The sequence below is a fragment of the Aeromicrobium wangtongii genome, from assembly GCF_024584515.1.
Taxonomy (GTDB): Bacteria; Actinomycetota; Actinomycetes; order Propionibacteriales; family Nocardioidaceae; genus Aeromicrobium; species Aeromicrobium wangtongii.
Genome location: NZ_CP102173.1, coordinates 956,658 through 981,670 on the forward strand (window position 1 = coordinate 956,658; position 25,013 = coordinate 981,670).

Below are 25,013 nucleotides of genomic sequence, written 5' to 3' on the forward strand. Positions count from 1 at the left end.
GTCAGTCCGTCGTGACGCCGGCGTCCGCCCACTCCTGTCGGACCCGGGGCAGGTTGTCGGCCGACACCGCGGCGGTGAGGCCCTCGAGCACGCGCACCCGGAATCCCTCGCGGGCGGCATCGAGGGCTGTGGCCCGGACGCAGTAGTCGGTGGCGACACCGCAGATGTCGACCCGGTCGACGTCGTGGGACCGCAGCCAGTCGGCCAGGCCGGTGCCGGATGCCGAGGCGCCCTCGAAGCCGGAGTAGGCGGCGGCGTACTCGCCCTTGAAGAACGTCTCGGCGAACATGTCCGGCTCCAGCGGGGCGTGCAGCTGCTCGCCGTCGGTCCCGACGACGCAGTGCGGGGGCCAGGAGTCGACGAAGTCGGGAGCGTCCGAGAAGTGCGCGCCGGGATCGATGTGGTGGTCGCGGGTGGCGAGCACGATCGGGTATGCGCCGGAGCCGATCAGCCCCGCCACGTCGGCCGCGACCCGGGCACCGCCGGCCACTGCGAGGGAGCCGCCCTCGCAGAAGTCGTTCTGGACGTCGACGACGATCAGCGCGGCGGTCATGAGTCCATCTCCTGGTAGATCGTGTCCAGCACCGGATCGGCCTTGGACAGTCGGCGGGCGGACGCGGGCAGCTCCGCGAGCGATGCCTGCAGGCGCGCCCGGGCGTCCTCGAGGGAGTCGGTGTGGACCCGCTTGCCGTCGCGCACCAGCTCGACCAGCAGGGGCCGGTCGTTGGCGTCGTGATCGGGCGACGAGCCGATGCCGATGACCTCGGCCTGCGCGCGTCCGGTCGGGCCGAGCCGGCGCATGGCGTACTTGCGGCCGCCGACGGAGACCTTGTCGGCGCTCTTCTTGGCCACGGAGACCATCTGGCCGTCGTCGTCGGCGCGCGACACCAGCTTGTAGACGAAGCCGCTGGTGGGCACGCCCGAGCCCGTCACCAGGGAGGTGCCCACGCCGTAGCCGTCGACCGGCGCGACGGCCAGGGCCGCGATCGCGTACTCGTCCAGATCGCTCGTGACCGTGATCCGGGTCTTCGTGGCGCCGAGGTCGTCCAGCTGCTGGCGCACTGACCGGGCCAGGGACACCAGGTCCCCGGAGTCGAGGCGGACGCCGCCGAGCTCGCCACCCGCGAGGTCGACCGCCGTCCGGATCGCCTCGGCGACGTCGTAGGTGTCGACCAGCACGGTGGTGCCGGGCCCCAAGGCCGAGATCTGCGCCTCGAAGGCCTCCCGCTCGCTGTCGTGGACCAGCGTGAACGAGTGGGCGCTGGTGCCGGTCGTCGGGATGCCGTAGGTGCGGCCCGCCTCGAGATTGGACGTGGCCGCGAAGCCGGCGATGTACGCCGCCCGGGCGGCCGCGACGGCCGCCTGCTCCTGCGTGCGGCGCGAGCCCATCTCGATGCACGGGCGGTCCCCGGCGGCGGTGATCATCCGCGAGGCCGCCGTCGCGATCGCCGAGTCGTGGTTGAGGATCGACAGCAGCAAGGTCTCCAGGAGCACGCACTCCGCGAAGGTGCCCTCGACGATCATCACCGGCGACTGCGGGAAGTAGATCTCCCCGTCGGGATAGCCCCAGATCGTGCCGGAGAACCGGTGGTCGGCCAGCCAGTCGAGCGTGTCGGCGTCCACGATCTGCGCCTCGCGCAGGAACGACAGCTCGGCATCGCCGAAGCGGAAGTCCGCCAGTGCGTCCAGGGCCCGACCGACACCGGCGACGACACCGTAGCGCCGGCCCCCCGAGAGGCGCCGGGCGAACAGCTCGAAGACCGAGGGCCGGTCCGCGGTGCCGTCGCGCAGGGACGCCTGCAGCATCGTGAGCTCGTAGTGGTCGGTCAGCAGCGCGGTGCTGCGGGAGTCGGTCACGCACCCAGACTAGGCACTGCCGGCGCTCGCGGCACGCGCGCCGTTGGACTCGTCGGGGCACTGCGTAACAATGGTCTCGTGAGCACCCCGACCCCCGTCGAGATCGCCGAGCCCGACGTCGACAACGTTGTCGAGCTCGAGAAGCCGTGGGTCACGATCGTCTGGAACGACCCGGTCAACCTGATGTCGTACGTGGCGTACGTCTTTCGCAACTACTTCGGGTACACCGAGGAGAAGGCCCACGAGCTGATGCTCAAGGTGCACCACGACGGCCGGACGATCGTCTCCAGCGGCAGCCGCGAGGAGATGGAGCGGCACGTCCAGGCGATGCACGAGTACGGCCTCTGGGCGACCCTGGAGAGGCAGGACGCGTGAAGCCCTTCCGTCGTCGCCGGCGCGGCCGGCTCACGGCCACCTTCGAGCTCGGTGAGGCGCACCTGATCGCCAGCCTCGCCGCCCAGGTCGTCGAGCTGTTGCGCGACCGCAACGGCGCCGAGGAGTCCGATCCCGATCCCCTCGCCGCCCAGATCGGGATGGGCGGGCCGTCGCTGGCGCCCGAGGACCCGGTGCTGTTGCGGCTGCTGCCCGATGCCTACCGCGACGACCCGGAGGACGCCGGGGAGTTCCGCCGGTACACCGAGCGCTCGCTCACCTCGGCCAAGGTGCACAACGCCGAGACGCTGATCGGCACGCTGATCGACGGCGGGCTCACCTTCGGGGAGATGCCCGACGAGGACGACGACCCCATCGAGGTCGAGCTCGACCCCGACCAGGCGCAGGCCTGGTTGCGCGCGCTGACCGACATCCGGCTGTCGCTCGCGGTGCGGCTCGGCATCGAGACCGACGAGGACACGCTGCGCATCGCCGAGTCCGAGGACGACCAGACCCTGGCGATGTCCGACATCTACGACTGGCTCGGCTACGTCCAGGAGACGTTGATCGCCGCGCTGGAGTGAGTACTCCCGGGGGAGTAGTCGCGCCTCGTCCTCACGACGCATGACGACGGCCCGGGCGCGGGCCTAGGTTTGACGGGTGAGTCCCCGTCCGAACCGTCCCCGGCCGTGGGTGCTGGCGATCCCGGCGCTGCTCGTGCTGCAGGTGGCTGGGACGTTCGGCGCGTTCGCCAACCAGGTCGACTCCAGGCCGCCGCCCCTCGCACTGGCGATCGCGGTCGCCGGCCCGTTGCTGCTCCTGCTGTTCGAGCGGTCGGCGCGGCTGGTGATGGCCGCGACGGCGGCGCTGACCTGTACCTACGTGCTGGCCGGCTATCCGTACGGTCCGGTCTTCGCGACCTTGTCGGTCGTGTCGATCCTGACCGTCCTGCGCGGCCACCGGTACACCGTGTGGGCCGGCCTGGGGGTGCTGCTGGTGGTCACCCAGGTCCAGCTGGTCAGGGACGACGACTGGTCGTGGGCGTGGTTGTCGGGCGCGAGCGCCTGGTTGCTCCTGCTGGTCAGCATCAGTGAGCTCGTGCGGGTGCGCGGCGAGCGGGTCCGCGCGGCGCGGGCCGCCGAGCGGGAGTCGCGCCGGCGGGCGGCCGGCGAGGAGCGGCTGGCGATCGCCCGCGAGCTGCACGATGTCGTGGCGCACCACATGTCGCTCATCAACGTCCAGGCGGGCGTGGCGCTGCACCTCGTGGACCGCAGGCCCGAGCAGGTCCAGACGGCGCTGGCGGTGATCAAGGACGCGAGCCGTGAGGCACTGGCCGAGATGCGCTCGCTCGTCGGTGTCCTGCGCGACGAGGCAGATCCGGCGCCGCGTGCGCCGGGGGAGTCGCTCGCCGCCCTGGACGACCTGGCCGAGCGCGGTCGACTCGCCGGACTGGCGGTCGTCGCCTCGGTTGACGTGCCCCGGCCCGTGCCGGCCGCGGTCGAGCTCGCAGCGCTGCGGATCGCGCAGGAGGCGGTCACCAATGTCGTGCGGCACGCGGAGGCCCGCCACGTCGACATCGTGGTCCGGCTGGACGCCGATGGGCTCACGGTCCGGGTCGACGACGACGGTCGCGGCGCACCGGCGGGGCTGCGGCCCGGCAACGGCGTCATCGGCATGACCGAGCGGGCCGATGCCCTGGGCGGCCGGCTGACGATCGGTGCCTCACCCCGCGGTGGGGTGAGCGTCCACGCGCACCTCCCCGTCGGTGACGACTCGTGATCACGGTCGTGCTGGTCGACGACCAGGCGCTGCTGCGCGCCGGCTTCCGGGCGCTGCTCGACGCCGAGGAGGGCATCGAGGTGGTCGGTGAGGCGTCGGATGGTCGACAGGCCCTCGAGGTGGTGTCCCGGACGCGCCCCGACGTCGTCCTGATGGACATCCGCATGCCGGGCGTGGACGGCCTGGCGGCCACGAGCGCCATCACCACCGACCCCGCGCTGAGCGGGACGCACGTCGTGATCCTGACGACCTTCGACCTCGACGAGTACGTCTTCGAGGCCATCCGTGGCGGCGCCAGCGGCTTCCTGGTCAAGTCGACCGAGCCAGCCGAGCTCGTCGCGGCGGTGAAGGCCGTCGCGCAGGGCGATGCGCTGCTCTCGCCCGGCATCACCCGCCGGCTCATCGAGGAGTTCGCGAGCCGTTCGCGCGAGGGCGCCGACGACTCGCTGCTGGCGCCGTTGACGCAGCGGGAGCGGGAGGTCCTGGCCCTCGTCGGCGCCGGGCTCACCAACGACGAGATCGGTGCCCGGCTCTTCATGAGCCCGGCGACCGCCAAGACCCACGTCAGCCGCTCGATGACCAAGCTGCAGGCACGCGACCGCGCCCAGCTCGTCGTGATCGCGTACGAGACCGGCCTCGTCCGCCCGGGCTGGTCCTAGCCGCGGTACTCCCGGGGGAGTAGTGCAGGACGCGACGCCGGGCGGATTCGGCGGGGCGGCGATCTCGCGACGCTGGACAGGTACCCAGCCGCCGACGTCCGAGGAGGACCCCATGCTGACCCAGCTCTTGACCAACGACCATGGTTACGACGGCCCCGGGCCGTGGTGGCCGCTCTTTCCGCTCATGTGGTTCGCGTTCTTCATCCTCGCGGCACTGATCTTCATGCGAGCCGGTCGCGCGCGGCGCTCCGGCCACGGCCGGTGCGCGGGCGAGGCCAGGCTCGCCGAGCGGTTCGCGACCGGCGAGATCGACGAGTCCGAGTACCGCCAGCGGCTGGCGGTGCTGCGGGAGAAGGACCGATGAGCGGCGACGCAGCCGTCGAGGTCCGCGACCTGACCAAGCGCTACCGGGGGACCGCGGCTGTCGACGGCGTCAGCCTGACCGTGCGTCCGGGCGAGGTCTACGGGTTCCTCGGCCCCAACGGTGCCGGCAAGACCACGACGCTGCGGATGCTGCTGGGTCTGGTCCGCCCGACCAGCGGGCGCATCGCGGTGCTCGGCTGCGCGCCTGGAGCGCCCGAGGCGCTGGCCCGGACCGGGTCGATGATCGAGGGGCCCGCGTTCTACCCGTTCCTGTCCGGTCGGCAGAACCTGAGGGTCGTGGCGCGGTACGCCGCAGCCCCCGCCAGCCGCATCGACCACGCACTGAGGGCCGTCGACCTGGCGGATCGGGGCGACGACGGGTTCTCGACGTACTCGCTGGGGATGAAGCAGCGGCTGGGGGTGGCCGCGGCGTTGCTCAAGGAGCCGGATCTCGTGGTGCTGGACGAGCCCACCAACGGGCTGGACCCCGCCGGCATGCGGGACATGCGCGCGCTCATCCGCCGCCTCGGTGACGACGGCTGCACCGTGATCCTGTCGAGCCACATGCTGGCGGACGTGCAGCAGGTCTGTGACCGTGTCGGCGTCATCGACGCCGGACGGATCGTCGCGGACAGCAGCGTCGAGGACCTGCGGGGCGACGGTGAGCTCGTCATCCGGGCGGCCCCGGCCGATGTCGTGCGGTCGACGCTGGAGGGCCTGCCGTTCGTCCAGGCGGTCAGGTCCCTCGGCGACGGCCACGGGGTGCGGGTCGACGAGACCCGCACCGGCGACGTGACCCGCGCCCTCGTCCTGGCGGGGGCGGACGTCCGTGAGGTGCGCCGGGTCGACCGGCAGCTGGAGGACGTGTTCCTCGAGCTGACGACCGGGGCGGGCTCCGATGCGTGACGTCGCCGCGGTCGCCGGGGCCGAGCTGTTCAAGCTCGTGCGCAGACCCGCGGCGTGGACCCTGCTGGCAGCGGCAGCCGTGCTGAACCAGGTCTTCGGGTACCTCATCCCGTACCTGGCCTATTCCGGCGGCGGCTCCGGGCCCATGGAGGGCGCGCCCCGGGCGTCGGTCCTGGCCAGCACGCTGCCCGACCAGCTCGTGGCCAGCACCCTCGGTGGGTTCCCGGTGTTCGCGGGGGCGTTGGCCCTTGTGCTGGGTGCGCTGGTGCTCGGCAGCGAGCACGGGTGGGGGACCGTCAAGACAATATTGACGCAGCGCCCGGGACGCACGGCCGTGATCACGGGGCAGGGCGTCGCGCTCGCGGTCTCGCTCGGCGTCGCGGTGCTGGTGCTGTTCGCGCTCGGCGCCGTCAGCTCGACCGCGATCGCGCTGGCCGAGGACCGGTCCGCCGCACTGCCCCCGGCGGCGGACCTCCTGGCCGGGTACGGCGCAGGCGTCGCGATCATGTGGATGTGGGCCGCCCTCGGCGGCGTGCTGGCGGTCGTCCTGCGCGGGGTGGCCCTTCCCGTGGGGCTCGGCGTGGTGTGGGTGCTGGGCGTCGAGAACCTGGTCGCCGGGGTCGCCGGCTCCGTCCTGAGCTCGCTGGCGCCGCTGCGCGACGTGCTGCCGGGCATCAACGCCGGCTCGCTGGCCGCTGCCGTGATGCCGGGGCGGCCGGCCGGTGTCGACAGCCCGCCGGGCATCAACACCGACGTCGCGGACGGCCGGGCCCTGCTGACCGTGGCGACCTACATCGTGATCTGCCTCGCGGTGACGACGTGGACCTTCCGTCGCACCGACGTCTCCTAGGACCGGCCGCGGTGCGTCACCGGAATCTCAGCGCTCGACCGTCGCGAGGCGCGGGTGGTGGGCCCCGATAAACTCGGCGGGTGCTGACCATCGACCGGGCCATCCATGACGCGATCATCGCCCATGCGCGCCGCGACCATCCTGACGAGGCGTGCGGCGTCGTCGCCGGCCCGATCGGCTCGGACGTGCCGACCCGCTTCGTCCCGATGCTGAACGCGGCGATGTCGCCGACGTTCTACGAGTTCGACTCCGGCGACCTGCTCGCGCTGTACCGCGAGATGGACGACAACGACGAGGAACCGGTCGTGGTCTACCACTCCCACACGTCGACCGAGGCCTATCCCTCGCGCACCGACATCGATCTCGCCGGCGAGCCCGGCGCCCACTACGTCCTGGTCTCGACGCGCGACGGCGCCGACGAAAGCGGTCCGGTCGACTTCCGGTCGTACCGGATCGTCGACGGTGTCGTGACTGAGGAAGAAGTTCGCGTCGTCGACGCTTGATACTGAGTAGAACCCCCGAACACCCGAGCCCCGAACAGAAGGCAGAGCACTGATGGCCATCCAGGTCCGCATCCCCACGATCCTGCGCACGTACACCGACGGCGAGCGTGTCGTCGAAGGCGCCGGGTCCACCGTGACCGAGCTGATCGACAAGCTCGAGGCCGATCACCCCGGCATCAAGGAGCGTCTGGTCGAGAACGGTGAGGCCCGCCGCTTCGTCAACATCTACGTCAACGACGAGGACGTCCGGTTCACCGGCAACCTCGAGACCCCGGTCGCCGACGGCGACACCGTGGTCATCCTGCCGGCCGTGGCCGGCGGCTCCCTCTCCTGATCGGAACATCGTGCGCTTCAACTCCCTGATCGACTCGGTCGGCGGGACCCCGCTGGTCGGCCTGCCGTCCCTGTCGCCGTCCCCGGACGTCCGCCTGTGGGCCAAGCTCGAGGACCACAACCCGACCGGGTCGATCAAGGACCGCGCGGCGCTGAGCATGATCCTGCGTGCCGAGAAGGAGGGCCGGCTCCAGCCGGGCTCGACGATCCTGGAGCCGACCAGCGGCAACACCGGCATCTCGCTGGCGATGGTCGCGCGCCAGCGCGGCTACCGCATCGTGTGCGTCATGCCCGAGAACACGTCGATCGAGCGCACCCAGCTGCTGACGATGTGGGGCGCCGAGATCATCTCGTCGCCGGCCGCCGGCGGCTCCAACGAGGCCGTGCGGGTGGCCAAGAAGATCGCGGCCGAGCACCCCGACTGGGTCATGCTCTACCAGTACGGCAACCCGGCCAATGCCGACGCGCACTACGAGGGCACCGGCCCCGAGATCCTGGCCGATCTGCCCGAGATCACCCACTTCGTGGCAGGGCTGGGCACCACCGGCACCCTGATGGGCGTGGGCCGGTTCTTCCGCGAGCACAAGCCCGAGGTGCGCATCGTCGCTGCCGAGCCTCGCTACGGCGAGCTCGTCTACGGGCTGCGCAACCTCGACGAGGGCTTCGTCCCCGAGCTGTACGACGCCTCGCTGATCGACTCCCGGTTCTCCGTCGGCCCCCGCGACGCGGTCCGACGGGTCCGCGAGCTCGTCGAGCGTGAAGGCATCTTCGCGGGCGTCTCGACCGGAGCGATCCTGCACGCGGCGCTCGGTCAGGCCGCGAAGTGCGTCAAGGCCGGCGAGTCCGCCGACATCGTCTTCGTCGTGTGCGACGGCGGCTGGAAGTACCTGTCCACCGGCGCCTACGAGGGCACGCTCGACGAGGCCGAGGACAAGCTCGACGGTCAGCTCTGGGCGTAGGTTGGGCGGTCAGGCCTCGACCCGGGCGCGTTGCTGGCGCAGGGTCGGCACGACCAGCAGCACGAGTCCGAGCACCAGCCACGCGACCATGACGAGCACAGGACCGCGCACGCCGGCGTCGTCGAAGTAGACGATGCCGCGGATCGCGCTGGTCCCCGCCCCGGGTGGCAGCCACGGGCCGATGGCGCTGAAGAACGGCGGCAGCAGATTGGTCGGGAACGCGCCGCCCGCGCTCGGATTGCCCAGCACCACGAACAGCACGATCGCCACTCCGATCCCGAGCACGCCGAGCCACGCCTCGCACCCGAGGGTGAACACGGTCACGCCGAGGACCAGCAGGGTGCCGAATGCGGCGAGCGGCCAGAAGCCATGGTCGAGCGCGTTCAGCCACGGCCCGACGATCCAGGCGCCGCCCAGACCGGACAGCACCGAGTAGACCACGATCCGCGCGAGCCGGATGCCCAGTCGGCGCATGGTCGGCAGCCGCTCACCCTCGGTGATGCCCAGGATGGACGCCGCGAGGTAGCCGCCGACGACCCAGCCCACCGCGAGGTAGAAGGCACTCAGCCCGAGGTCGTCGCCCTTGCCGGCGGGGATGACGTCGGAGGTCTCGACCGGGAGCCGCTGCTCCGCGGCCACCCCCTTGACGACCTTCTCGACCGCCTCGGACAACGATGACCCGTCCGCGCTCGCGACGAGCAGCTGGTAGCCCTGCTCGCCGATGACCAGGACCGCACCCACCGAGCGGTCCTTCAGCTTGCGGCGGCCCTCCGCCTCGTCCTTGACGACGGTGGCCTTCAGCGGCTTGTCGTCCAGTCCGTTCAGCGTCCGGGCCAGCTCGCGGGCGGGCTGGTCCGGTGCCCCGGCGGGCGGGGCGACCGCGATCGGCACCTTGTGGGGCGTGGGGCTGTGGAAGGCCCCGACATAGCTCGCGGTGAAGCCCAGCTGGATCAGCAGGACGCCGATCAGCAGGACGACCGGGCTGAGCGTGGGGCCGATGGAGAAGGACGACGGCTCGTTGGTGGACTCAGGCACGGGTCAGATCCTTCGTTGGGGCCCTGGAAGTCGGACGTTACTCGCGAGCGTCCCGGCCGACCCGGGACCAAGGTCGCTAACTCGCGGGCCCCCTGCGGGACCGAGTGGGGCGCTACGACCGGGTGCGGCGAGCGGCCGGGCTCGGCTACTCTCGACCACGTGAGCCAGATCGTGGTCTTCTCCGGAAGCGCGCACCGTCCCCTTGCCGAGAAGATCTGTTCGGAGCTGGGGCAGCCTCTGTCGCGATCCGAGACCGTGCGGTTCAGCAATGACTGCCTGCAGGTGCAGCTGCTGGCGAACTGCCGCAAGAAGGATGTCTTCATCATCCAGCCGCTGGTGCCGCCGACGCAGGACCACCTGATGGAGCTGCTGCTGATGATCGACGCCGCGCGCGGTGCGAGCGCCGACTCGGTGACCGCGGTCATCCCGCACTACGCCTATGCGCGCTCGGACAAGAAGGACGCCTCGCGCATCTCGATCGGCGGGCGTCTCGTGGCGGACATGCTGACGACCGCCGGCGCCGCGCGGGTGGTGACCATGACGCTGCACGCGCCCCAGGTGCACGGCTTCTTCAGCGTCCCGGTGGACCACCTGACCGCGATCGGTGAGCTCGCCGACCACTACCGCAACCGTGACCTCACCGACACGGTCGTCGTCTCCCCAGACCTGGGCAATGCCAAGACCGCCTCGCTGTTCGCCCGTCTGCTGGGCATCCCCGTCGCGGCGGGCAGCAAGCAGCGCCAGGCCGACGACAAGGTCGTGATCGACGCGATCGTCGGTGACGTGGCCGGCAAGAAGGCCATCGTGCTCGACGACGAGATCGCGACCGGTGGATCGATCATCGAGCTCATGAACAAGCTCGGCGAGGAAGGCTGCACCGAGGCCTCGGTCGCCTGCACCCACGGCCTGTTCACCGGCAACGCCGTCGAGCGGCTCCGCGGGCATCCGGCCATCACCGAGGTCGTGACGACCGACACCGTGCCGCCGCCGGCGGACTGGCCCGAGCTGCAGGTGCGCTCGGTCGCGGCGCTGTTCGCCGAGGCGATCGCCCGCATCCACGCCGGCGAGTCGGTGTCATCGCTGTTCGACGGCGTCGACCCCGCGCACGCGCCGCCGCAGGCCAAGCTGCCGCTCTGAGCGTGGGACGCCGCCCGCCGGTGTGATCTTTGGCCCGTTCACTTTCCCGCAACACCGCGGACCCGTAGGCTTTTTCGTTGTGGACGCACCCATCGGCATCTTCGACTCCGGCTTCGGTGGGTTGACCGTTGCCCGAGCCGTGCTCGACCAGCTGCCGCACGAGCCGGTGCTCTACCTGGGCGACACCGCCCGCCAGCCCTACGGCCCCAAGCCGATCTCCGAGGTGCGCGAGTACGCGCTGGAGTGCCTCGACCACCTCGTGGCCCAGGGCGTCAAGACGCTGGTCATCGCCTGCAACTCGGCCAGCGCCGCGGTGCTGCGGGACGCCCGTGAACGCTACGACGTCCCGGTCGTCGAGGTCATCGTCCCCGCCACCCGTCGTGCCGTGAGCGCCACGCGCAACGGCACGGTCGGAGTCATCTGCACAGAGGCCACCGCGACGTCGCGGGCCTACGACGACGCCTTCGCCGCCAATCCGGGCATCTCGCTGCACACACGTGCCTGCCCGCGCTTCGTCGAGCTCGTCGAGCAGGGGGTCACCAGCGGACCCGAGCTGCTGGCCGCCGCGGAGAACTACCTGCAGCCGCTGATCGACCTGCGGGTCGACACCCTGGTGCTGGGCTGCACGCACTATCCGCTGCTGACCGGCGTGCTGTCGTACGTCATGGGCGACGGCGTCACGTTGGTCTCCAGCGCCGAGGAGACCGCCAAGGACGTGTACCGGCTGCTCGTGCGTGAGGGCCTGGAGCGGGACGCCGCCCTGCCGGCGCCTCAGCACCGATTCCTGACCACCGGCCGTCCCGAGGAGTTCGCCGTGCTGGGGCGTCGTTTCCTGGGCCCCGAGATCGTCGCCGCGGAGCAGTTCTCGCATCCCGCGTCGGTGACGATCGGCGGCCGACCGTGAAGCTGACCGTCATCGGCTGCGCCGGATCATTCGCCGGCCCCGACTCTCCCGCGAGCTGCTACCTCGTGGAGGCTCCGTTCGAGGGGCGCTCCTACCGGCTGCTGGTCGACCTCGGCAGCGGCGCGTTCGGCCCTTTGCAGCGCCACAGCACCATCCGCGACATCGACGCGATCGCGTTGTCACACCTGCACGCCGATCACTGCTTCGACATGTCCGGGTTCTACGTCGTCAGCCGGTACCACCCCGACGGCGCGTTCGACCCGATCCCGGTGCTGGCGCCGGAGGGTGCGGGCGAGTTCCTGGCGGCTGCCTACGGCTCGGGCGAGAACGCCGGGATGCTCCAGCAGTTCGACTTCAGGGCCTGGCAGGACGGCGGCACGGTGCAGCTGGGCCCGTTCAGCGTCACGTCGGTGCGGGTCAACCACCCCGTGCCGGCCTTCGCGATCCGGATCACGTCCTCGGCCGGCACGCTGGTGTACTCCGGCGACACCGGGCGGTCCGAGGCGCTCGCCGAGCTCGCCGAGGGCGCCGACCTGTTCCTGTGCGAGGCCTCCTTCGTCGAGTCGGCGAACAATCCGCCGGACCTGCACCTGACCGGTGCCGAGGCTGGCAGCTACGCCGCGCGGGGATCGGTGGGCCGGCTGCTGGTCACCCACATCCCCAGCTGGACGGACCCGAACGAGGTCGAGGCCGACGTCAAGAGCACGTGGGACGGGTCGTTCGAGCTGGTCGCCGCCGGGTCCACGTACGAGCTCTGAGCCGGCCGATAGGCTCGCGGCATGACCCGCGAAGACGGCCGCAGCGCCGATCAGCTCCGTCCTGTGACGATCACCCGCAACTGGCTCGACCACGCCCAGGGCTCGTGCCTGATCGAGTTCGGCAAGACCAAGGTGCTGTGCGCCGCGAGCGCCAGTGAGGGCGTGCCGCGCTGGCGCAAGGGATCGGGTCTCGGCTGGGTCACCGCCGAGTACGCGATGCTCCCGCAGGCGACACACGACCGCTCCGCCCGCGAGTCGGTCAAGGGCCGCATCGGCGGACGCACCCACGAGATCTCCCGCCTCGTCGGCCGTTCGCTGCGGATGGCCATCGACTACAAGGCGCTGGGTGAGAACACCATCACGATCGACTGCGACGTGCTGCAGGCCGATGGCGGCACCCGCACCGCCGCGATCACCGGCGCGTACGTCGCCCTGGCCGACGCCGTCGAGCACCTGCGCGGCAAGGGCGCGCTGGTCGGCGAGCCGCTGGTCGAGTCCGTCGCGGCCATCAGCGTCGGCATCATCGACGGCGTGCCGCTGCTCGACCTGCCGTACGTCGAGGACGTCCGCGCGGAGACCGACATGAACGTCGTGATGACCGGATCGGGCAAGTTCGTGGAGGTCCAGGGCACGGCCGAGGGTGCACCGTTCGACAAGGCCGAGCTCGACGCGCTGCTCGAGCTGGCGGCGAAGGGCTGCGTCGACCTGACCCGCCTGCAGAACGAGGCACTCGGCCGGTGAGCGCACCCCGTGTGGTCCTCGCGTCCAACAACGCCAAGAAGCTCGCCGAGCTGCGTCGCATCCTGGAGCCGCTGGTCCCGGGCATCCAGGTGCTGGGCCTGGGCGACTTCCCGGCCTACGACGAGCCCGCCGAGACCGAGCCGACCTTCGAGGGCAATGCGCTGATCAAGGCGCGCGCCTGCCTGCAGGTCACCGGCCTGCCGTCGCTGGCCGACGACTCCGGTCTGTGCGTCGACGCCCTCAACGGGATGCCGGGCGTCCTGTCGGCCCGTTGGTCGGGGGTGCCGAGGTCCGAGGGCGGCGATGCGGCCAACAACCGGCTGTTGCTGAGCCAGCTGTCCGAGGTCCCGGACGAGCGACGCACCGCGCGCTTCCGCTGCGCCATGGCGCTGTGCACGCCCGACGGCCGCGAGATCGTCGAGCAGGGCGAGATGACCGGGCGCATCCTGGCCGCGGAGCACGGGGGAGGGGGCTTCGGGTACGACCCGCTGTTCGCCGCCGACGGATACGACGTGTCGACCGCCGAGCTGCCCCCGGCCGAGAAGGACCGCATCAGCCACCGTGGCAAGGCCCTCACGGCGATGGCCCCGGTGATCGTCGAGGTGCTCGGCTAGCTCTCGAGGGCGCGGATCACGCGGCGGGCGATCGCGAGGCTGCCGTCGCGGTTGGGGTGGATGCCGTCGACGACCCGGTCGGCGGTGAGCGCACCGCTGGTGCTGATGAACTCCATGTCGTGTGCGCGCGCCTCCTCCTGCACGATGCGGGTGATGCGCCGGCCGTTGAGGCGGTCCATGGGGCCCCACGGCGGGCCGAGCACCAGGATGCGGGTCGTGCTGGGCACGTAGGTGCGCAGCGTCGTGAGGTAGGTGGCGACCGCGTGCCGGATCTCGGCGTTCGTGGACGGCACGAACCGCCCGTCGACGCACTTGGCCCAGTCGTTGCGGCCGCCCTCGACGATCAGGATTGACGGCGCGTCGCCGGTGAAGGCGTCCGGGCGGTCGATGAACCGGTTGCCTGAACACCGGTGACCGGGCCGCAGGTAGCCGGAGCCGGACTGGGCGTAGGTGCGCACAGTCGCGTCGAAGTGGCGGCCCGTGACGCTCCACCAGGCCTGGCCGGGGTCGCCGGGGGTGTTGTTGTACCGGGCGGTGATCGAGTCCCCGACCACCACGATGCCCTGTGGTGCGATGGCCGACACGGGCCGGGACTGGCCACCCTGAGCGCCCTGCCAGGCGACGAAGGGTCCCAGCACGAGCGCCAGCACGAAGGCGACGACGAGCGGTCGGCGCGCCGCGGCTCTGGAGACGGTCATGGGGGAAGTACTTTCAAGATGCGAGAGCACGAACTCTACGTCCATCCCCGGGCGGGCAGGCTCAGATGTGACCAAGACGATCCCAAAGTCCCGTGAAGATCACCCCAAAGGACTACGTGCGGGGTGACTCTCAGCCCGGGATGCGGAATCCCTGCTGTCGCCATGCCTCGTACACCGCCACCGAGGCGGTGTTGGCCAGGTTCATCGAGCGCCGGCCCGGCAGCATCGGGAGGCGGACGCGCGCCTCGAGGCGAGGGTCCTCCAGCACCTCTGGCGGCAGCCCGGTCGGCTCGGCGCCGAACATCAGGACGTCCCCGGGCTGGTAGGCGATGTCGGTGTAGACGTGCTCGCCCTTGGCCGTGAAGGCGTAGACCCGTCCCGGTGCGAGCGCAGCCAGGGCGGTGTCCAGGTCCGGGTGCACCGTCATGACGGCCAGGTCGTGGTAGTCCAGACCGGCCCGCTTGAGCTTGGCCTCGCTGAGGTCGAAGCCCAGCGGCTCGACCAGGTGCAGCTCCGCGCCGGTCACCGCCGCCAGGCGGATGGCGGCGCCGGTGTTGCCGGCGATGCGGGGTTCGTGGAACAGGATGCGGAACATGTCAGGGCCTCCGGGCCGGGCGCAGATCGAGGACGAGGTGGATGACGAGTCCGGCGACGAGCGCCCAGAACGCGGACCCGATGCCGAGGGCGGAGATGCCCGAGGCTGCCACGAGGAAGGTGATGGCCGCGGCCTCGCGTCCCGCCGACTCGGTCAGTGCGCTGCTGAGAGCGTCCGCGAGGGTGCCCAGCAGGGCCAGACCGGCGACGGTCGCGATGACACCGGCCGGGGCCACCGCCACCAGGGCTGCCAGGGCGGCGGACGCGACCGCCAGGACCAGGTAGGTCGCTGCGGCCGACTGGGCCGCGATCCAGCGGCGCCCGGGGTCGGGCCCGGCCGGGGGACCGGCGGCGAGTGCCGCGCTGATCGCGGCCAGGTTGACCGACGGCCCGCCTGCGGTGGCGGCGGCCATGGTGGAGACGCCCGCCGTCACCATCGAGCTGCGCCACGGCACGGCATAGCCCAAGGACTTCATGATCGCGACGCCCGGGACGTTCTGGGATGCCATCGTGACGACGTACAGGGGAAGGGCGATGCCGATCATCGCCGCCCAGCTCCAGGCCGGAGCGGTGAGCGACAGCTCCGGCAGCAAGGACGACCCGGCGATCGTGCTGCCCTGGCGGACCATGTCGACGCCGATCACGACGCCGGCTGCCACGAAGGCCGCCGGTACCGCCCACCGCGGCGCCACGCGCATGCCGAGCAGCCACACGACCGCGATCGGCACGATGGCCCCGGGATTCTCGGTCAGCGCGGTCACGGGGGCCAGGCACAGCTCCAGCACGACGCCGGCCAGCATGGCCTGCGCGATCGGAGCGGGGATGAGGGAGATGAGTCGGCCGAGCGCGGGCCACAGACCGGTCACGACATAGGCGGCACCCGCCACGAGGAAGGCGCCGATCGCGACCGGCCAGCCGCCGTCGAGCGAACCGGTCCCCGCCAGCAGGGCGACGCCCGGCGTCGACCACACCAGGATCAGGGGCATCCGGTGGCGACGGCTGAGCCACCACATGCCGACCGCTTGCGCCACGCACAGGGCCAGCAGGCCGGAGGCGGCCTGGCCCGGGGTCGCGCCGACCGCGGTGAGCCCGGTGATGACCACGGCGAAGGAGCTCGTGTAGCCCACCAGCGCGGCGACGATGCCGGCGCTCACCGGTTGCTGGAGACCCGGGGGACCCTGGCTGCCCGTCATCTCCCGCTCCATGGGAATTCACCCTAGACTCTGCCGCTATGTCCTCTCCCCAGCGCGTCCACGTGACCCACACCTTCACCTCCGATCCCGCGACCGTGTTCGAGAAGTTGTCCGAGCACGAGAACCTCGGCCCCGTCTTCGGCGCGAAGATCACCCGGGTCAAGGACGGGGACACGTCCCGCAACGGGGTGGGCTCGACCCGCAGCCTCAAGATCGGGCCGCTGCCGGCCTTCCACGAGACGACGACGGTCTGGGAGCCGCACACCTTGATCGAGTACACGATCTCGAAGGGCAGCCCGCTCAAGGGGCACTGGGGGCGCCAGATCCTGACGCCGACCACTGATGGTGGGACGCAGCTGGACTACACGATCGGTTTCGACATGGCCGTGCCCGGCGCAGCCGTCGCGGTCGGCAAGGTGCTGCAGGCGGCGATCAGCAAGGGTCTGCCCAAGCTCACTCCCTGACGATCTTCACCGAGCCTTGACGCCGCGCACCGCGCGCGCGGCGTACCGGACGGCGTGCCGGCTGGCCCCCACTGGGCCGAGCAGGTTGACCTTCGCGGGCGGGCGATCCTTCTCGAGCACCGCGACGAGGCGCTCAGCGGCGACCTCGGGTGGGTCGGCGAAGACCGCCTGGACCTTCGCGAACGGCTTCATCATCCGTTCGCCGGCCTCGCCGACGGCGCGCGCACCGGTGAGCTTGTCGGTGAGCATCATCCCGGGGTTGAACCCGACCAGCTGGACGCCGCTGTCGGCGTACTCCTTGCGGACGCTGCTCGTGAAGCCGGCGACCCACGCCTTGGTCGCGCCGTAGGCCGTCGTGTAGGGCGTCGGGCCCGCGTTGTCGCCCCGGCCGAGGATGTTCACCACGACGCCACCGGTGTCGAGCATCCGGGTGACCGCGGCGCGGGTCCCGTGGAAGGTGCCCAGTGCGTTGACCTCGATCGCGCGGCGGAACTCGCCCGGGTCGAGGTCGAACGCGCGCCCGACCGGGGTGCTCGCGGCCGCGTTGTTGACCCAGATGTCGATCCGGCCGTAGGTCGCGACCGCGAGGTCGGCGAGCGACTCGACCTGGTCGGCGACGGTGACGTCGCACCCCGTCGCGACGGCGTCCACGCCCCGCGCCCGCAGGTCGGCGGCCTGCTCCTCGGCCTCGTCGGGCCAGGGCCCCGAGATCACGAGCCGAGCTCCCCGAGCGGCGACCAGCCCCACCAGCACCCTGCCGAAGCCCTGGGTGCACCCGGTCACCACGATCACCTTGTCCGTCAACGCCGTCACGTGTTCCTCCGCTCCCTGTGTGCGCCCAACCTAGGAGAAACGTGCGATCCCCGTGCGGGTTCCAGGGGATGGAACCGGTCGGATCCCGCGCGCCACGCTAGGAGGCGAGGCGCAGCCACAGGGTCTGCGTCTGCGCCTCGACGTCGCCGGGATGCGTCTGCTGGAAGTTGCGGCCCCCACGTGCGAAGGTCTGTGCGACGGCAGCCGGGATGAGCCCCGGGTCGACCGGCTCGGTGACCCAGTCGCAGTCGCGGACATTCACGAGATCCACCGCGGCGCCGTCCTCGTCACGACGCCATGGCCCGGTGATACGCCCGACGTACGCCGCGCCGTCCCCGTCGCGGGTCCAGACGAACGCGCCGTCGGGTGCCGCGATGAACCGGTCGAGACGTCGTTCGGCGCGCTCGTCGGTTGCCTCGCCCATGCCGACCAGCCCGAGCCGCAGCGCCCGCTCGACGGCGGCGGCGTCGTCGACGTCGTCGCGGCGCGAGCGCATGGGCGCGCGGTAGACCGGGCTGCGGTCCGTCGCTCCGCTCAGCTCAGGATCCCGCCGAGGATGCCGCCGCCCACCGCGGCGGCCGCGACGTTGCCGCCCTGTCCACCGCCGCCCTGGGTCTGGGCAGGCCCCTCGGACGGCTGGACCACGACGAAGCCCGGGCCGTGGAACGCGTACTGGAAGGCCTCGCCCGAACCGCCGCGCAGCGTCGAGCGCATGCTCATGCTGTTGTGCAGCTGCGGGGCCAGGTTCGCCGACCAGCACACGGCGGCGTTGATGTCGACGTAGGTGGGCTGCTGCGAGCAGTCCAGGATCATCGGGTCGCCGTCTGCGACGAGCGCGACCTGGCCGTGCCCGTTGACGATCGTGTTGAACAGGCCGCCGGCGGCCACACCGACGCCCTTGACGCGGCGGATGTCGTGATCGAGGGTCGCGTCGAAGGCCAGCAGGTTGCGGCCGTTAATCGAGATGCCGTCGCCCTCGAGGTTGAGGATGAAGACGTTCTTGGCGGTGTCGGCGAAGAACACCTCACCCTGGCCGGCCACGGTCATGAGCGGGTTGTCCTCGCTGGTCACGACCTTCTTCATGAGCTTGCCGATGCTGCCGGCCGACTTGTGCTCGAAGGTGACCTGCCCCTGGTAGGCGACCATGACGCCCTTGGTGGCGAGCACGGGAGCGCCCAGGGTGACCTTGAGCATCCGGGGGTTCTGGAGCGCGAACCGCTCGGTCGTCTGGACCTCGAGATGGGTCTGGGCGAACAGATCTGACTTCATGGCTGCCTCTCGTAAAACGGCACGTTCTCGTGCCTCGCCATGACAACGTACGAGACCGCCGCGAAGTGCCGGCCGCGACGGACCCGTATTCTGGGCCCGCAGCCGATGTGGTGGAACTGGTAGACACGCAGGTTTTAGGTACCTGTGTCTTCGGACGTGCAGGTTCAAGTCCTGTCATCGGCACGAGCGCGGTTCAGGTAGGTGAGCAGCAGCCCGCCCGCGACGCAGGTGGCGGCTCCCAGCGGCAGCGACGCGGTCGCGGAGACACGGTCCGTGAGGATCCCGCCGATCCCCGCGCCCACGGCGATGGCCAGGTTGGCCACCGTCACGATGGCCCCGCCGACCTGCTCGATGCGTGTGGGCTCGGTCCGTGCGCCCCAGCTCAGGACCGTCGTCGGCACACCGCCGAAGCCGAAGCCCCACAGGCCGGCGGCCACGAAGACGATCGCCGTCGATCCGCCGGAGAACAGGACGAGCATCCCGGTGCCCAGAAGCACGGGGAAGGCGAACAGGCCGAGGCGGGGTGATCGGTCGGCCAGCGGCCCGGCCAACAGGGTGCCGAGCAGGTTGGTCGCCCCGAACACGAGCAGCAGCACCGCGAAGGCGCCCGCGTCCAGGTCGGAGACTGCCTCGGTGGCGGGGCGGATGTAGGTGAACCCGCCGAAGTGGCCGGCGAACACCAGCAGGATGCTGACCAGACCGGCCACGACGACGCGCGAGCGCAGCACCGCCCCGAGCGCGCGGAGGCTGCTCTCGGCCCCGGGCCGCACCGAGGGCAGGGTCAGCGCCTGCGCGAGCAGGGCGATCAATGCCACGCCGGCGGCCATGACGAACACCCAGCGCCAGCCCCACACGTCCCCGAGGTACGTGCCGAGGGGGACCGCGGCGACCGTCGCCAGGGCGACGCCGGAGTTGATGATCGTCAGGGCACGGCCGAGGTGCTCGGCGCGCACGAGCTGGGCGGCCACCGCCGTGGACATCGCCCAGAACCCGCCGAGGGCCACCCCGAGCAGCAGCCGCGCCACCAGGAGCACGAGCAGGTCCGGCGCGATCGCGACGGCGACGTTGGAGGCGGTCGCGAGCAGGGTCAGCCCCATCATCACGCGCCGCCGATCAGCACGAGGCAGCACCACCGAGATGAACAGCGCCGATGCCGCGCCGGCGAACGCCGTGACGCTCACCGCCTGTCCGGCGGCCCCGGTCGAGACGTCGAGGTCCGCCGAGATGCGCGGCAGGAGGCTGGCGGGCAGGAACTCGGCCATGACGAAGGCGAAGACGCCAAGGCTGAGCGCGGTGACCCCCAGCCAGGACTCCGGCCCGGCACGTTCCGACGTGCCGTCAGGTGTCGTGCTCCGGGCAGCCCCGTGCGCTCGGACCGAACCGGTCACCCGTTCGTCAGGCATGTCCATGCTCTCTCTGCGGCCCCCGGCGGGGCCTGGTCGATGTGCTGGCCCGGTCGAGCCGCCATCAACGTATGAGCGCCCCGCAGCGCCAACCAGTGACCTGCCGATCAGGGGTGTGACAGGACCACCCCTCTCGTGCCGTTCACCGCCCCGCCGGCCGATCCTGCGACGTACTGTGGCTGGCATGAGCGAGAGTGCCAATCTCCTGGGCGACTACCTGAGGGCGCGACGCGGCCTCGTCACGCCGGAGCAGGCGGGCATCCGCAGCATCGGGGCGCGCCGCGTGAACGGTCTGCGCCGCGAGGAGGTGGCGATGCTCGCCGGCATCAGCGCCGACTACTACCTGCGCCTGGAGCGGGGGCGTGACCGCAATCCGTCCGCGCAGGTGCTGCGCGCGATCGCCCGGGTGCTGCACCTGGACGACGACAACGTGGCCTACATGCTGAGCCTCGTCGCGGACACGCCGAGACCGCCGCGCCGTCGTCGCCGGGCCGAGTCGGCTCCCGAGGGCATCGCGGCGCTGCTGGACACCATGCAGCAGCCGGCCTTCGTGGAGGGGCGCTACTTCGACGTCCTGGCCGCCAACCCGATGGCGACGGCGTTGTCGCCGCGGCTCGCGGCGGGGGGGAACCAGCTGCGCGACGTCTTCCTCGACCCCGACCCGGCGTTCTACGCCGACTGGGACGGGATGACGGAGTGCTACGCCTCGGGCCTTCGCCTCGCCGTGGGGGCCGACATCGACGATCCGCGGTTCATCGAGCTGGTGGGTGAGCTCTCGTTGGCGAGCCCACGGTTCCGCGAGCTGTGGAGCCGCCACGACGTCGCCGCGCCGAGACGCGCCACGCTGACCTTCAACCACCCCGAAGTCGGCGCCGTGCGGCTCAACCGCGAACAGCTGGCCATCAGCGGCACCGACGGCATGCACATCGTGATCTACCATCCCGATGCCGGATCCGGGGACGCCGACAAGCTGGCCCTGCTCGGGTCGTCCTCGCTCGCATCGGCGCAACAGAGCGACAGCTCCCGCCGCTGAGCGGTGGACGCACGCCGCCCGGGTTCAGGCCGCCAGGCCAAGGTCCTTGCGCAGCTTCGCGACGTGGCCGGTCGCCTTGACGTTGTACTGGGCCAGCGTGATCGTGCCGTTCTCGACGACGAACGTCGACCGGATGACGCCCTGGACGACCTTGCCGTAGAGCTTCTTCTCGCCGAAGGCGCCCCACGCGGTGAGGACCTCTTTGTCCGGGTCGGACAACAGCTGGATGGTCAGGCCGTCGCGCTCACGGAACTTGGCCAGCTTCTCCGGCTTGTCGGGGGAGATGCCCAGGACGGTGTACCCCTCGGCCTGCAGACGGTCGATCGAGTCGCTGAAGTCGCAGGCCTGCTTGGTGCATCCCGGTGTCATCGCCGCGGGGTAGAAGTAGACGATGACCTTGCCCTGCTGGTCCGACAAGGAGACGCTCTCGCCGGCGTCGTTGGTGAGGGTGAAATCGGGAGCCGTGTCGCCGGCCTGCAGTCGGGTCGTCATACGCCCTATCCTTACGTATGCGTGCAGGCCACCGGCCTGCACCTCCGCAGACTTCCAGGTGAGCGAGGCGTGACGTGGCCAAGGCCGAATCCGATGAGCTGGTCGACCAGATCGATGTGATCCGCGAGCGACTGGCGGAGACCGTCGACACGCTGATCGACCGTTCCAGCCCCAAGAACATCGCCCGCCGCGGGCTCGACGACCTCAAGGCGAAGTTCGTCGACGAGACCGGTTCACCGCGGATGGAGACGATCCTGCCGCTCGTGGGTGGCACGGTCGCCGTCATCGCGAGCATCATCGTGATCCGTCGGCTCCTGCGCTGACCATGTCCAGCAAGCTGCCGATCCGCATGCTCGCCGACCGGTTGCTGGTGTCGCTGGACAAGGACGCCGGCGACCGGCGCTCCACCGGCGGCATCGTCATCCCGGCGACCGCAGCGATGGGCAAGCGGCTGTCCTGGGCGCGGGTCGAGGCGATCGGTGCGCACGTGCGCGCCGTCGAGGTCGGCGACCGGGTGCTGTTCGATCCCGAGGAGCGGGCCGAGGTCGAGGTGCGCGGCGAGGACTATCTCCTGCTGTGTGAACGCGATCTGCACGCCGTGGCGGCGGAGCGCATCGAGGAGGGCCAGACGGGGCTCTACCTGTGAGCCCCTCCCGCGACGTGCCGCTGTGGCGGATCCGTCTGCCCCGGTCGGAGCTCACCTGGAACGACCGGCTCCGCATGCTGCGCAAGCGCTGGCGGCTGCTGCTGCGCCTGGGCGGCGCGACCGCTGCCGCCTACTTCGTGTCCACCCACCTGCTGGGCCACTCCCAGGCGTTCTTCGCGCCGATCTCGGCCGTCATCGTCATCATCGCCGGCGCCGGGCTGCGGGCGCGCACGCTGTTCGAGCTGGTGCTGGGCGTGGCACTCGGCGTGCTGGTCGGCGAGCTGCTGATCCTGGCCATCGGGCGAGGCACGTGGCAGATCGCACTGGTGGTCGTCCTGACGGTCATCGCGTGCACGTTGCTGGGCATCAAAGGGCTCGCCATGACACAGGCGGCGAACTCCTCGGTCCTGCTGGCCGCCGTCATCCCGGCCGCCAATGCGGGCAACCCGGCCGTCACCCGGTTCGCGGATGCCTTGATCGGCGGCTGCGCCGGCTTGGCGATGATCTTGCTGGTTCCGCGCAACGCCGTCCGGGACATCGACATCGAGGTGCAGTCCCTCCTGCGCCGGCTCGGCGGGGTGCTGGGGCAGATCGCCGAGGCGATGCGCCAGCAGGACAACGACCTGGCCGAGCGAGCGCTGGCCGAGGCGCGCGCGATGCAGCCGGGCCTCCAGGCGCTCGAGAGCACGGCTGCCAGCGTCTCGGAGATCACCCGCATGTCACCCATGAGGTGGAAGCAGCGTGAGCACGTCGGCATGTACGTGGGCGCCATCCGCGACTTCGACAACGCGATCCGGGACGCCCGCGTGCTGGCGCGGCGCACCGCGGCGATGCTGCGCCACCACGAGCAGGCCCCGGCGGGCATGGACCTGGCCGTCGAGTCGTTGTCGAAGGCGGTCGGGATCTTCGCCGACGACCTGTCCGAGCGCGACGACTTCGAGCAGGCCCGCCGCCAGCTCGTCGACGCGGCCCGCATCGCCGTCATGGCCCTGCCCGGCGCGATGACCATGAACACCGCTGCCATCGCGGCGCAGGTGCGATCGCTCGCGGCCGACCTGCTGTACGCCAGCGGTGCGACCCGCGACGAGATCGACGAGCGTCTCGACTTCGACTGAAATTCCCTGCGATGGGGGGGTGGACAGTCCGCGTGGCGGTGCGCTACGTTGCCTGGATTGCTCCAAACCGGAGTCCACGACCGTCAGGGAGGTGACACCATGATCGCGTTCAACAGCCAGGCGCTGATGACCCGTCGTGATGTCGTCGCGCCCTTTGCCGGTCCTGACTCCGGAGCAGTGCACCTGAAGTAGCCCACATCTGTCGGCTGTTCTGCCGCTTCGGATCCTCGGATCTGAAGCGGCTTTTTTCATGCCCGGACGACCTCGTCCGGCCTTCCATCCACCATCCGACCCTTCCCGAAAGGAGGCGCGCAATGACCACGAAACTCGATCAACCACTCATTCCCGCACTGAACTCAACGAATCCCGCTCCGGCGACGACACACGGAGAGGGGGTGAGGGAAGTGGCACTCTTCGAGTCCCGCAAGGGCGCTGGGCGCGCCTGGGATGAGTTGTCAGAGATCGACCGGCTCGTGCTGCTGGAGACGGTGCGTCAGCGCCGCAAGTACAACGCGCACAAGTCCAAGATCTACTCCGAGCTCTACGGCATGCGCACCAACAAGTGAGGTCCCCGCGGGGGGACATGAGAATCGGGGCTTGTCCGGATCGTCCGGACAAGCCCCGATTTTCTCGTTCCGGCGGGGTCAGCGCGCGGCGATCGCCTCGGCGAAGGCCAGGATGCGCTGCGCGTCGCGGACGTGCAGCTCCTCGACCATGCGGCCGTTGAACGTCACGACGCCCTGGCCGGCGGCCTTGGCCTCGTCGAACGCCGAGATCATCTCGCGGGCGTGCGCGATGTCGGCATCGGACGGGCTGAAGGCGACATTGGCCGGCTCGACCTGACCGGGATGGATCAGGGTCTTGCCGTCGAAGCCCATCTCGCGTCCCTGCTGGGCCTCGGCGTCGAAGCCCTCGAGGTTCTTCACGTCGTTGTAGACGCCGTCGATGATGACCTTGCCGGCCGCGCGGGCGGCGAGCAGGGTGAGCGACAGCGCCGTCAGCACCAGCGGGTTACGGCCGGGCACGTGCAGCCCGTACGTCTCGTTGACGACATCGTTGGTGCCCATGACGATGACGGTGAGGCGCTCGTGCGCGGCGCAGATCTCCTCCGCGTGCAGCAGCGCGATCGGCGTCTCGATCATGGCCCACAGCTTGGTCTTCTCCGGGGCGCCGGCCGCCTCGAGAGCGGCGACCAGCTGGCGGACCTCATCAGCGGAGTTGACCTTGGGCACCAGCACGGCGTCCGGCCCGGCCGCGGCTGCGGCGGCGATGTCGTCGTCGTGCCACTGCGTGCCGATGCCGTTGACCCGGATCGCGAGCTCGCGGTGCCCGTACTCACCGGACTGGACGGCGCCACAGACCCGCTCGCGGGCCTCGGGCTTGGCGTCGGGGGAGACCGCGTCCTCGAGGTCGAGGATCAGCGCATCGGCGTCGATGCCCTTGGCCTTCTCGAGCGCCCGCTCGTTGGCGCCGGGCATGTACAGGACGGAGCGGCGGGGGCGGAGCGTCACGGATTCGGTCAT

33 protein-coding genes and 1 tRNA gene are annotated in these 25,013 nt (G+C 70.9%); 22 read left to right on the forward strand and 12 right to left on the reverse strand.

The window, feature by feature from the left end:
• Position 1 precedes the first annotated feature (1 nt).
• Positions 2-553, reverse strand: a complete 552-nt coding sequence (locus NQV15_RS04850) for an isochorismatase family protein (protein ID WP_232398475.1) — start codon at positions 551-553, stop codon at positions 2-4.
• Complete coding sequence (locus NQV15_RS04855) at positions 550-1,857, reverse strand: nicotinate phosphoribosyltransferase (RefSeq protein ID WP_257125093.1); 1,308 nt, start codon at positions 1,855-1,857, stop codon at positions 550-552. Before NQV15_RS04855 ends, NQV15_RS04850 begins: the two co-directional genes overlap by 4 nt.
• A gap of 78 nt (positions 1,858-1,935) precedes the next feature.
• Between NQV15_RS04855 and clpS the strand changes: the two genes are divergently transcribed.
• The 10 genes from clpS (at position 1,936) to NQV15_RS04905 (ending at position 8,581) form a co-directional block, all read left to right on the forward strand.
• On the forward strand, positions 1,936-2,232 hold the full coding sequence (gene clpS / locus NQV15_RS04860) for an ATP-dependent Clp protease adapter ClpS (RefSeq protein WP_232398476.1): 297 nt from the start codon (positions 1,936-1,938) through the stop codon (positions 2,230-2,232).
• Complete coding sequence (locus NQV15_RS04865) at positions 2,229-2,813, forward strand: DUF2017 domain-containing protein (protein WP_232398477.1); 585 nt, start codon at positions 2,229-2,231, stop codon at positions 2,811-2,813. Before clpS ends, NQV15_RS04865 begins: the two co-directional genes overlap by 4 nt.
• A 76-nt stretch (positions 2,814-2,889) precedes the next feature.
• Positions 2,890-4,008, forward strand: a complete 1,119-nt coding sequence (locus tag NQV15_RS04870) for a sensor histidine kinase (RefSeq protein WP_232398478.1) — start codon at positions 2,890-2,892, stop codon at positions 4,006-4,008.
• Complete coding sequence (locus NQV15_RS04875) at positions 4,005-4,667, forward strand: response regulator transcription factor (RefSeq protein ID WP_232398479.1); 663 nt, start codon at positions 4,005-4,007, stop codon at positions 4,665-4,667. The genes NQV15_RS04870 and NQV15_RS04875 overlap by 4 nt, the downstream gene beginning before the upstream one ends.
• A gap of 112 nt (positions 4,668-4,779) precedes the next feature.
• Entirely contained in the window at positions 4,780-5,031 is a 252-nt protein-coding gene (locus tag NQV15_RS04880) for an SHOCT domain-containing protein (protein WP_232398480.1), read from the forward strand.
• Positions 5,028-5,936 carry an ABC transporter ATP-binding protein gene (locus NQV15_RS04885; protein WP_232398481.1) on the forward strand — a complete coding sequence of 303 codons (909 nt, stop codon included), beginning with the start codon at positions 5,028-5,030 and terminating at the stop codon, positions 5,934-5,936. Before NQV15_RS04880 ends, NQV15_RS04885 begins: the two co-directional genes overlap by 4 nt.
• Positions 5,929-6,786, forward strand: coding sequence for an ABC transporter permease subunit (locus tag NQV15_RS04890; protein WP_232398482.1), 858 nt, complete (start codon positions 5,929-5,931; stop codon positions 6,784-6,786). Before NQV15_RS04885 ends, NQV15_RS04890 begins: the two co-directional genes overlap by 8 nt.
• A gap of 80 nt (positions 6,787-6,866) precedes the next feature.
• Entirely contained in the window at positions 6,867-7,289 is a 423-nt protein-coding gene (locus tag NQV15_RS04895) for a Mov34/MPN/PAD-1 family protein (protein ID WP_232398483.1), read from the forward strand.
• Positions 7,290-7,341: 52 nt separating this feature from the next.
• Positions 7,342-7,623 carry a MoaD family protein gene (locus tag NQV15_RS04900; RefSeq protein ID WP_232398484.1) on the forward strand — a complete coding sequence of 94 codons (282 nt, stop codon included), beginning with the start codon at positions 7,342-7,344 and terminating at the stop codon, positions 7,621-7,623.
• A gap of 10 nt (positions 7,624-7,633) precedes the next feature.
• On the forward strand, positions 7,634-8,581 hold the full coding sequence (locus NQV15_RS04905) for a cysteine synthase (RefSeq protein WP_439647520.1): 948 nt from the start codon (positions 7,634-7,636) through the stop codon (positions 8,579-8,581).
• Between the two features lie 9 nt (positions 8,582-8,590).
• Here NQV15_RS04905 and NQV15_RS04910 read toward each other — a convergent pair whose 3' ends face one another.
• Positions 8,591-9,616, reverse strand: a complete 1,026-nt coding sequence (locus tag NQV15_RS04910) for a DUF3533 domain-containing protein (RefSeq protein WP_232398485.1) — start codon at positions 9,614-9,616, stop codon at positions 8,591-8,593.
• Positions 9,617-9,775: 159 nt separating this feature from the next.
• Here NQV15_RS04910 and NQV15_RS04915 point away from each other — a divergent pair, with 159 nt between their 5' ends.
• The 5 genes from NQV15_RS04915 to rdgB are packed head-to-tail and all read left to right on the forward strand — an operon-like array spanning position 9,776 to position 13,770.
• On the forward strand, positions 9,776-10,753 hold the full coding sequence (locus NQV15_RS04915; protein ID WP_232398486.1) for a ribose-phosphate diphosphokinase: 978 nt from the start codon (positions 9,776-9,778) through the stop codon (positions 10,751-10,753).
• Positions 10,754-10,778: 25 nt separating this feature from the next.
• The gene (gene murI / locus NQV15_RS04920) at positions 10,779-11,657 is read left to right on the forward strand and encodes a glutamate racemase (protein ID WP_404801325.1); all 879 of its coding nucleotides are present in this window, start codon (positions 10,779-10,781) and stop codon (positions 11,655-11,657) included.
• Positions 11,654-12,415, forward strand: coding sequence for an MBL fold metallo-hydrolase (locus tag NQV15_RS04925; protein ID WP_232398488.1), 762 nt, complete (start codon positions 11,654-11,656; stop codon positions 12,413-12,415). Before murI ends, NQV15_RS04925 begins: the two co-directional genes overlap by 4 nt.
• 21 nt (positions 12,416-12,436) lie before the next feature.
• The gene (rph, locus tag NQV15_RS04930; protein ID WP_232398489.1) at positions 12,437-13,156 is read left to right on the forward strand and encodes a ribonuclease PH; all 720 of its coding nucleotides are present in this window, start codon (positions 12,437-12,439) and stop codon (positions 13,154-13,156) included.
• Positions 13,153-13,770 carry an RdgB/HAM1 family non-canonical purine NTP pyrophosphatase gene (gene rdgB / locus NQV15_RS04935; protein WP_232398490.1) on the forward strand — a complete coding sequence of 206 codons (618 nt, stop codon included), beginning with the start codon at positions 13,153-13,155 and terminating at the stop codon, positions 13,768-13,770. The genes rph and rdgB overlap by 4 nt, the downstream gene beginning before the upstream one ends.
• On the opposite strand, the gene NQV15_RS04940 is transcribed toward rdgB, so the two are convergent.
• The 3 genes from NQV15_RS04940 to NQV15_RS04950 all read right to left on the reverse strand — a co-directional run bounded on the left by NQV15_RS04940 (position 13,767) and on the right by NQV15_RS04950 (position 16,255).
• Complete coding sequence (locus NQV15_RS04940) at positions 13,767-14,468, reverse strand: SGNH/GDSL hydrolase family protein (protein ID WP_232398491.1); 702 nt, start codon at positions 14,466-14,468, stop codon at positions 13,767-13,769. The two genes, rdgB and NQV15_RS04940, sit on opposite strands and share 4 nt — an antisense overlap.
• 130 nt (positions 14,469-14,598) lie before the next feature.
• Positions 14,599-15,063, reverse strand: coding sequence for a tRNA (cytidine(34)-2'-O)-methyltransferase (locus tag NQV15_RS04945; RefSeq protein WP_232398492.1), 465 nt, complete (start codon positions 15,061-15,063; stop codon positions 14,599-14,601).
• A 1-nt stretch (position 15,064) separates the two neighbouring features.
• On the reverse strand, positions 15,065-16,255 hold the full coding sequence (locus NQV15_RS04950; protein WP_257125094.1) for a benzoate/H(+) symporter BenE family transporter: 1,191 nt from the start codon (positions 16,253-16,255) through the stop codon (positions 15,065-15,067).
• A gap of 38 nt (positions 16,256-16,293) precedes the next feature.
• Between NQV15_RS04950 and NQV15_RS04955 the strand changes: the two genes are divergently transcribed.
• Positions 16,294-16,719 (forward strand): SRPBCC family protein, encoded by a 426-nt coding sequence (locus NQV15_RS04955; protein ID WP_232398494.1) that lies wholly within the window; start codon positions 16,294-16,296, stop codon positions 16,717-16,719.
• Between the two features lie 6 nt (positions 16,720-16,725).
• On the opposite strand, the gene NQV15_RS04960 is transcribed toward NQV15_RS04955, so the two are convergent.
• From NQV15_RS04960 to NQV15_RS04970, 3 genes are all read right to left on the reverse strand, one after another.
• Positions 16,726-17,532, reverse strand: coding sequence for an SDR family NAD(P)-dependent oxidoreductase (locus NQV15_RS04960; protein WP_232398495.1), 807 nt, complete (start codon positions 17,530-17,532; stop codon positions 16,726-16,728).
• A 97-nt stretch (positions 17,533-17,629) separates the two neighbouring features.
• On the reverse strand, positions 17,630-18,028 hold the full coding sequence (locus tag NQV15_RS04965) for a GAF domain-containing protein (protein WP_232398496.1): 399 nt from the start codon (positions 18,026-18,028) through the stop codon (positions 17,630-17,632).
• A gap of 38 nt (positions 18,029-18,066) precedes the next feature.
• Complete coding sequence (locus NQV15_RS04970) at positions 18,067-18,801, reverse strand: AIM24 family protein (RefSeq protein ID WP_232398497.1); 735 nt, start codon at positions 18,799-18,801, stop codon at positions 18,067-18,069.
• Between the two features lie 101 nt (positions 18,802-18,902).
• On the opposite strand from NQV15_RS04970, the gene NQV15_RS04975 reads away from it, so the two are divergent.
• Positions 18,903-18,984, forward strand: a tRNA-Leu gene (locus tag NQV15_RS04975).
• Here the strand turns inward: NQV15_RS04975 and NQV15_RS04980 are convergent.
• Positions 18,966-20,204: an MFS transporter gene (locus tag NQV15_RS04980; RefSeq protein ID WP_232398498.1), complete on the reverse strand. Its 1,239-nt coding sequence runs from the start codon at positions 20,202-20,204 to the stop codon at positions 18,966-18,968. The two genes, NQV15_RS04975 and NQV15_RS04980, sit on opposite strands and share 19 nt — an antisense overlap.
• A 184-nt stretch (positions 20,205-20,388) precedes the next feature.
• On the opposite strand from NQV15_RS04980, the gene NQV15_RS04985 reads away from it, so the two are divergent.
• Positions 20,389-21,237: a helix-turn-helix domain-containing protein gene (locus NQV15_RS04985; protein ID WP_232398499.1), complete on the forward strand. Its 849-nt coding sequence runs from the start codon at positions 20,389-20,391 to the stop codon at positions 21,235-21,237.
• A 24-nt stretch (positions 21,238-21,261) separates the two neighbouring features.
• Here NQV15_RS04985 and bcp read toward each other — a convergent pair whose 3' ends face one another.
• Complete coding sequence (gene bcp, locus NQV15_RS04990; protein ID WP_232398500.1) at positions 21,262-21,729, reverse strand: thioredoxin-dependent thiol peroxidase; 468 nt, start codon at positions 21,727-21,729, stop codon at positions 21,262-21,264.
• A gap of 74 nt (positions 21,730-21,803) precedes the next feature.
• Between bcp and NQV15_RS04995 the strand changes: the two genes are divergently transcribed.
• The 4 genes from NQV15_RS04995 (at position 21,804) to NQV15_RS05010 (ending at position 24,056) form a co-directional block, all read left to right on the forward strand.
• A complete protein-coding gene (locus tag NQV15_RS04995; protein WP_232398501.1) occupies positions 21,804-22,052 on the forward strand; it encodes a DUF3618 domain-containing protein in 249 nt (82 codons plus the stop codon).
• 2 nt (positions 22,053-22,054) lie between these two features.
• Positions 22,055-22,375: a GroES family chaperonin gene (locus NQV15_RS05000; protein WP_232398502.1), complete on the forward strand. Its 321-nt coding sequence runs from the start codon at positions 22,055-22,057 to the stop codon at positions 22,373-22,375.
• Positions 22,372-23,490 (forward strand): FUSC family protein, encoded by a 1,119-nt coding sequence (locus tag NQV15_RS05005; RefSeq protein ID WP_232398503.1) that lies wholly within the window; start codon positions 22,372-22,374, stop codon positions 23,488-23,490. Before NQV15_RS05000 ends, NQV15_RS05005 begins: the two co-directional genes overlap by 4 nt.
• Before the next feature lie 404 nt (positions 23,491-23,894).
• A complete protein-coding gene (locus tag NQV15_RS05010; protein WP_232398504.1) occupies positions 23,895-24,056 on the forward strand; it encodes a hypothetical protein in 162 nt (53 codons plus the stop codon).
• A 78-nt stretch (positions 24,057-24,134) separates the two neighbouring features.
• Here the strand turns inward: NQV15_RS05010 and NQV15_RS05015 are convergent, their stop codons facing one another.
• Positions 24,135-25,013: an HpcH/HpaI aldolase/citrate lyase family protein gene (locus tag NQV15_RS05015; RefSeq protein ID WP_232398505.1), complete on the reverse strand. Its 879-nt coding sequence runs from the start codon at positions 25,011-25,013 to the stop codon at positions 24,135-24,137.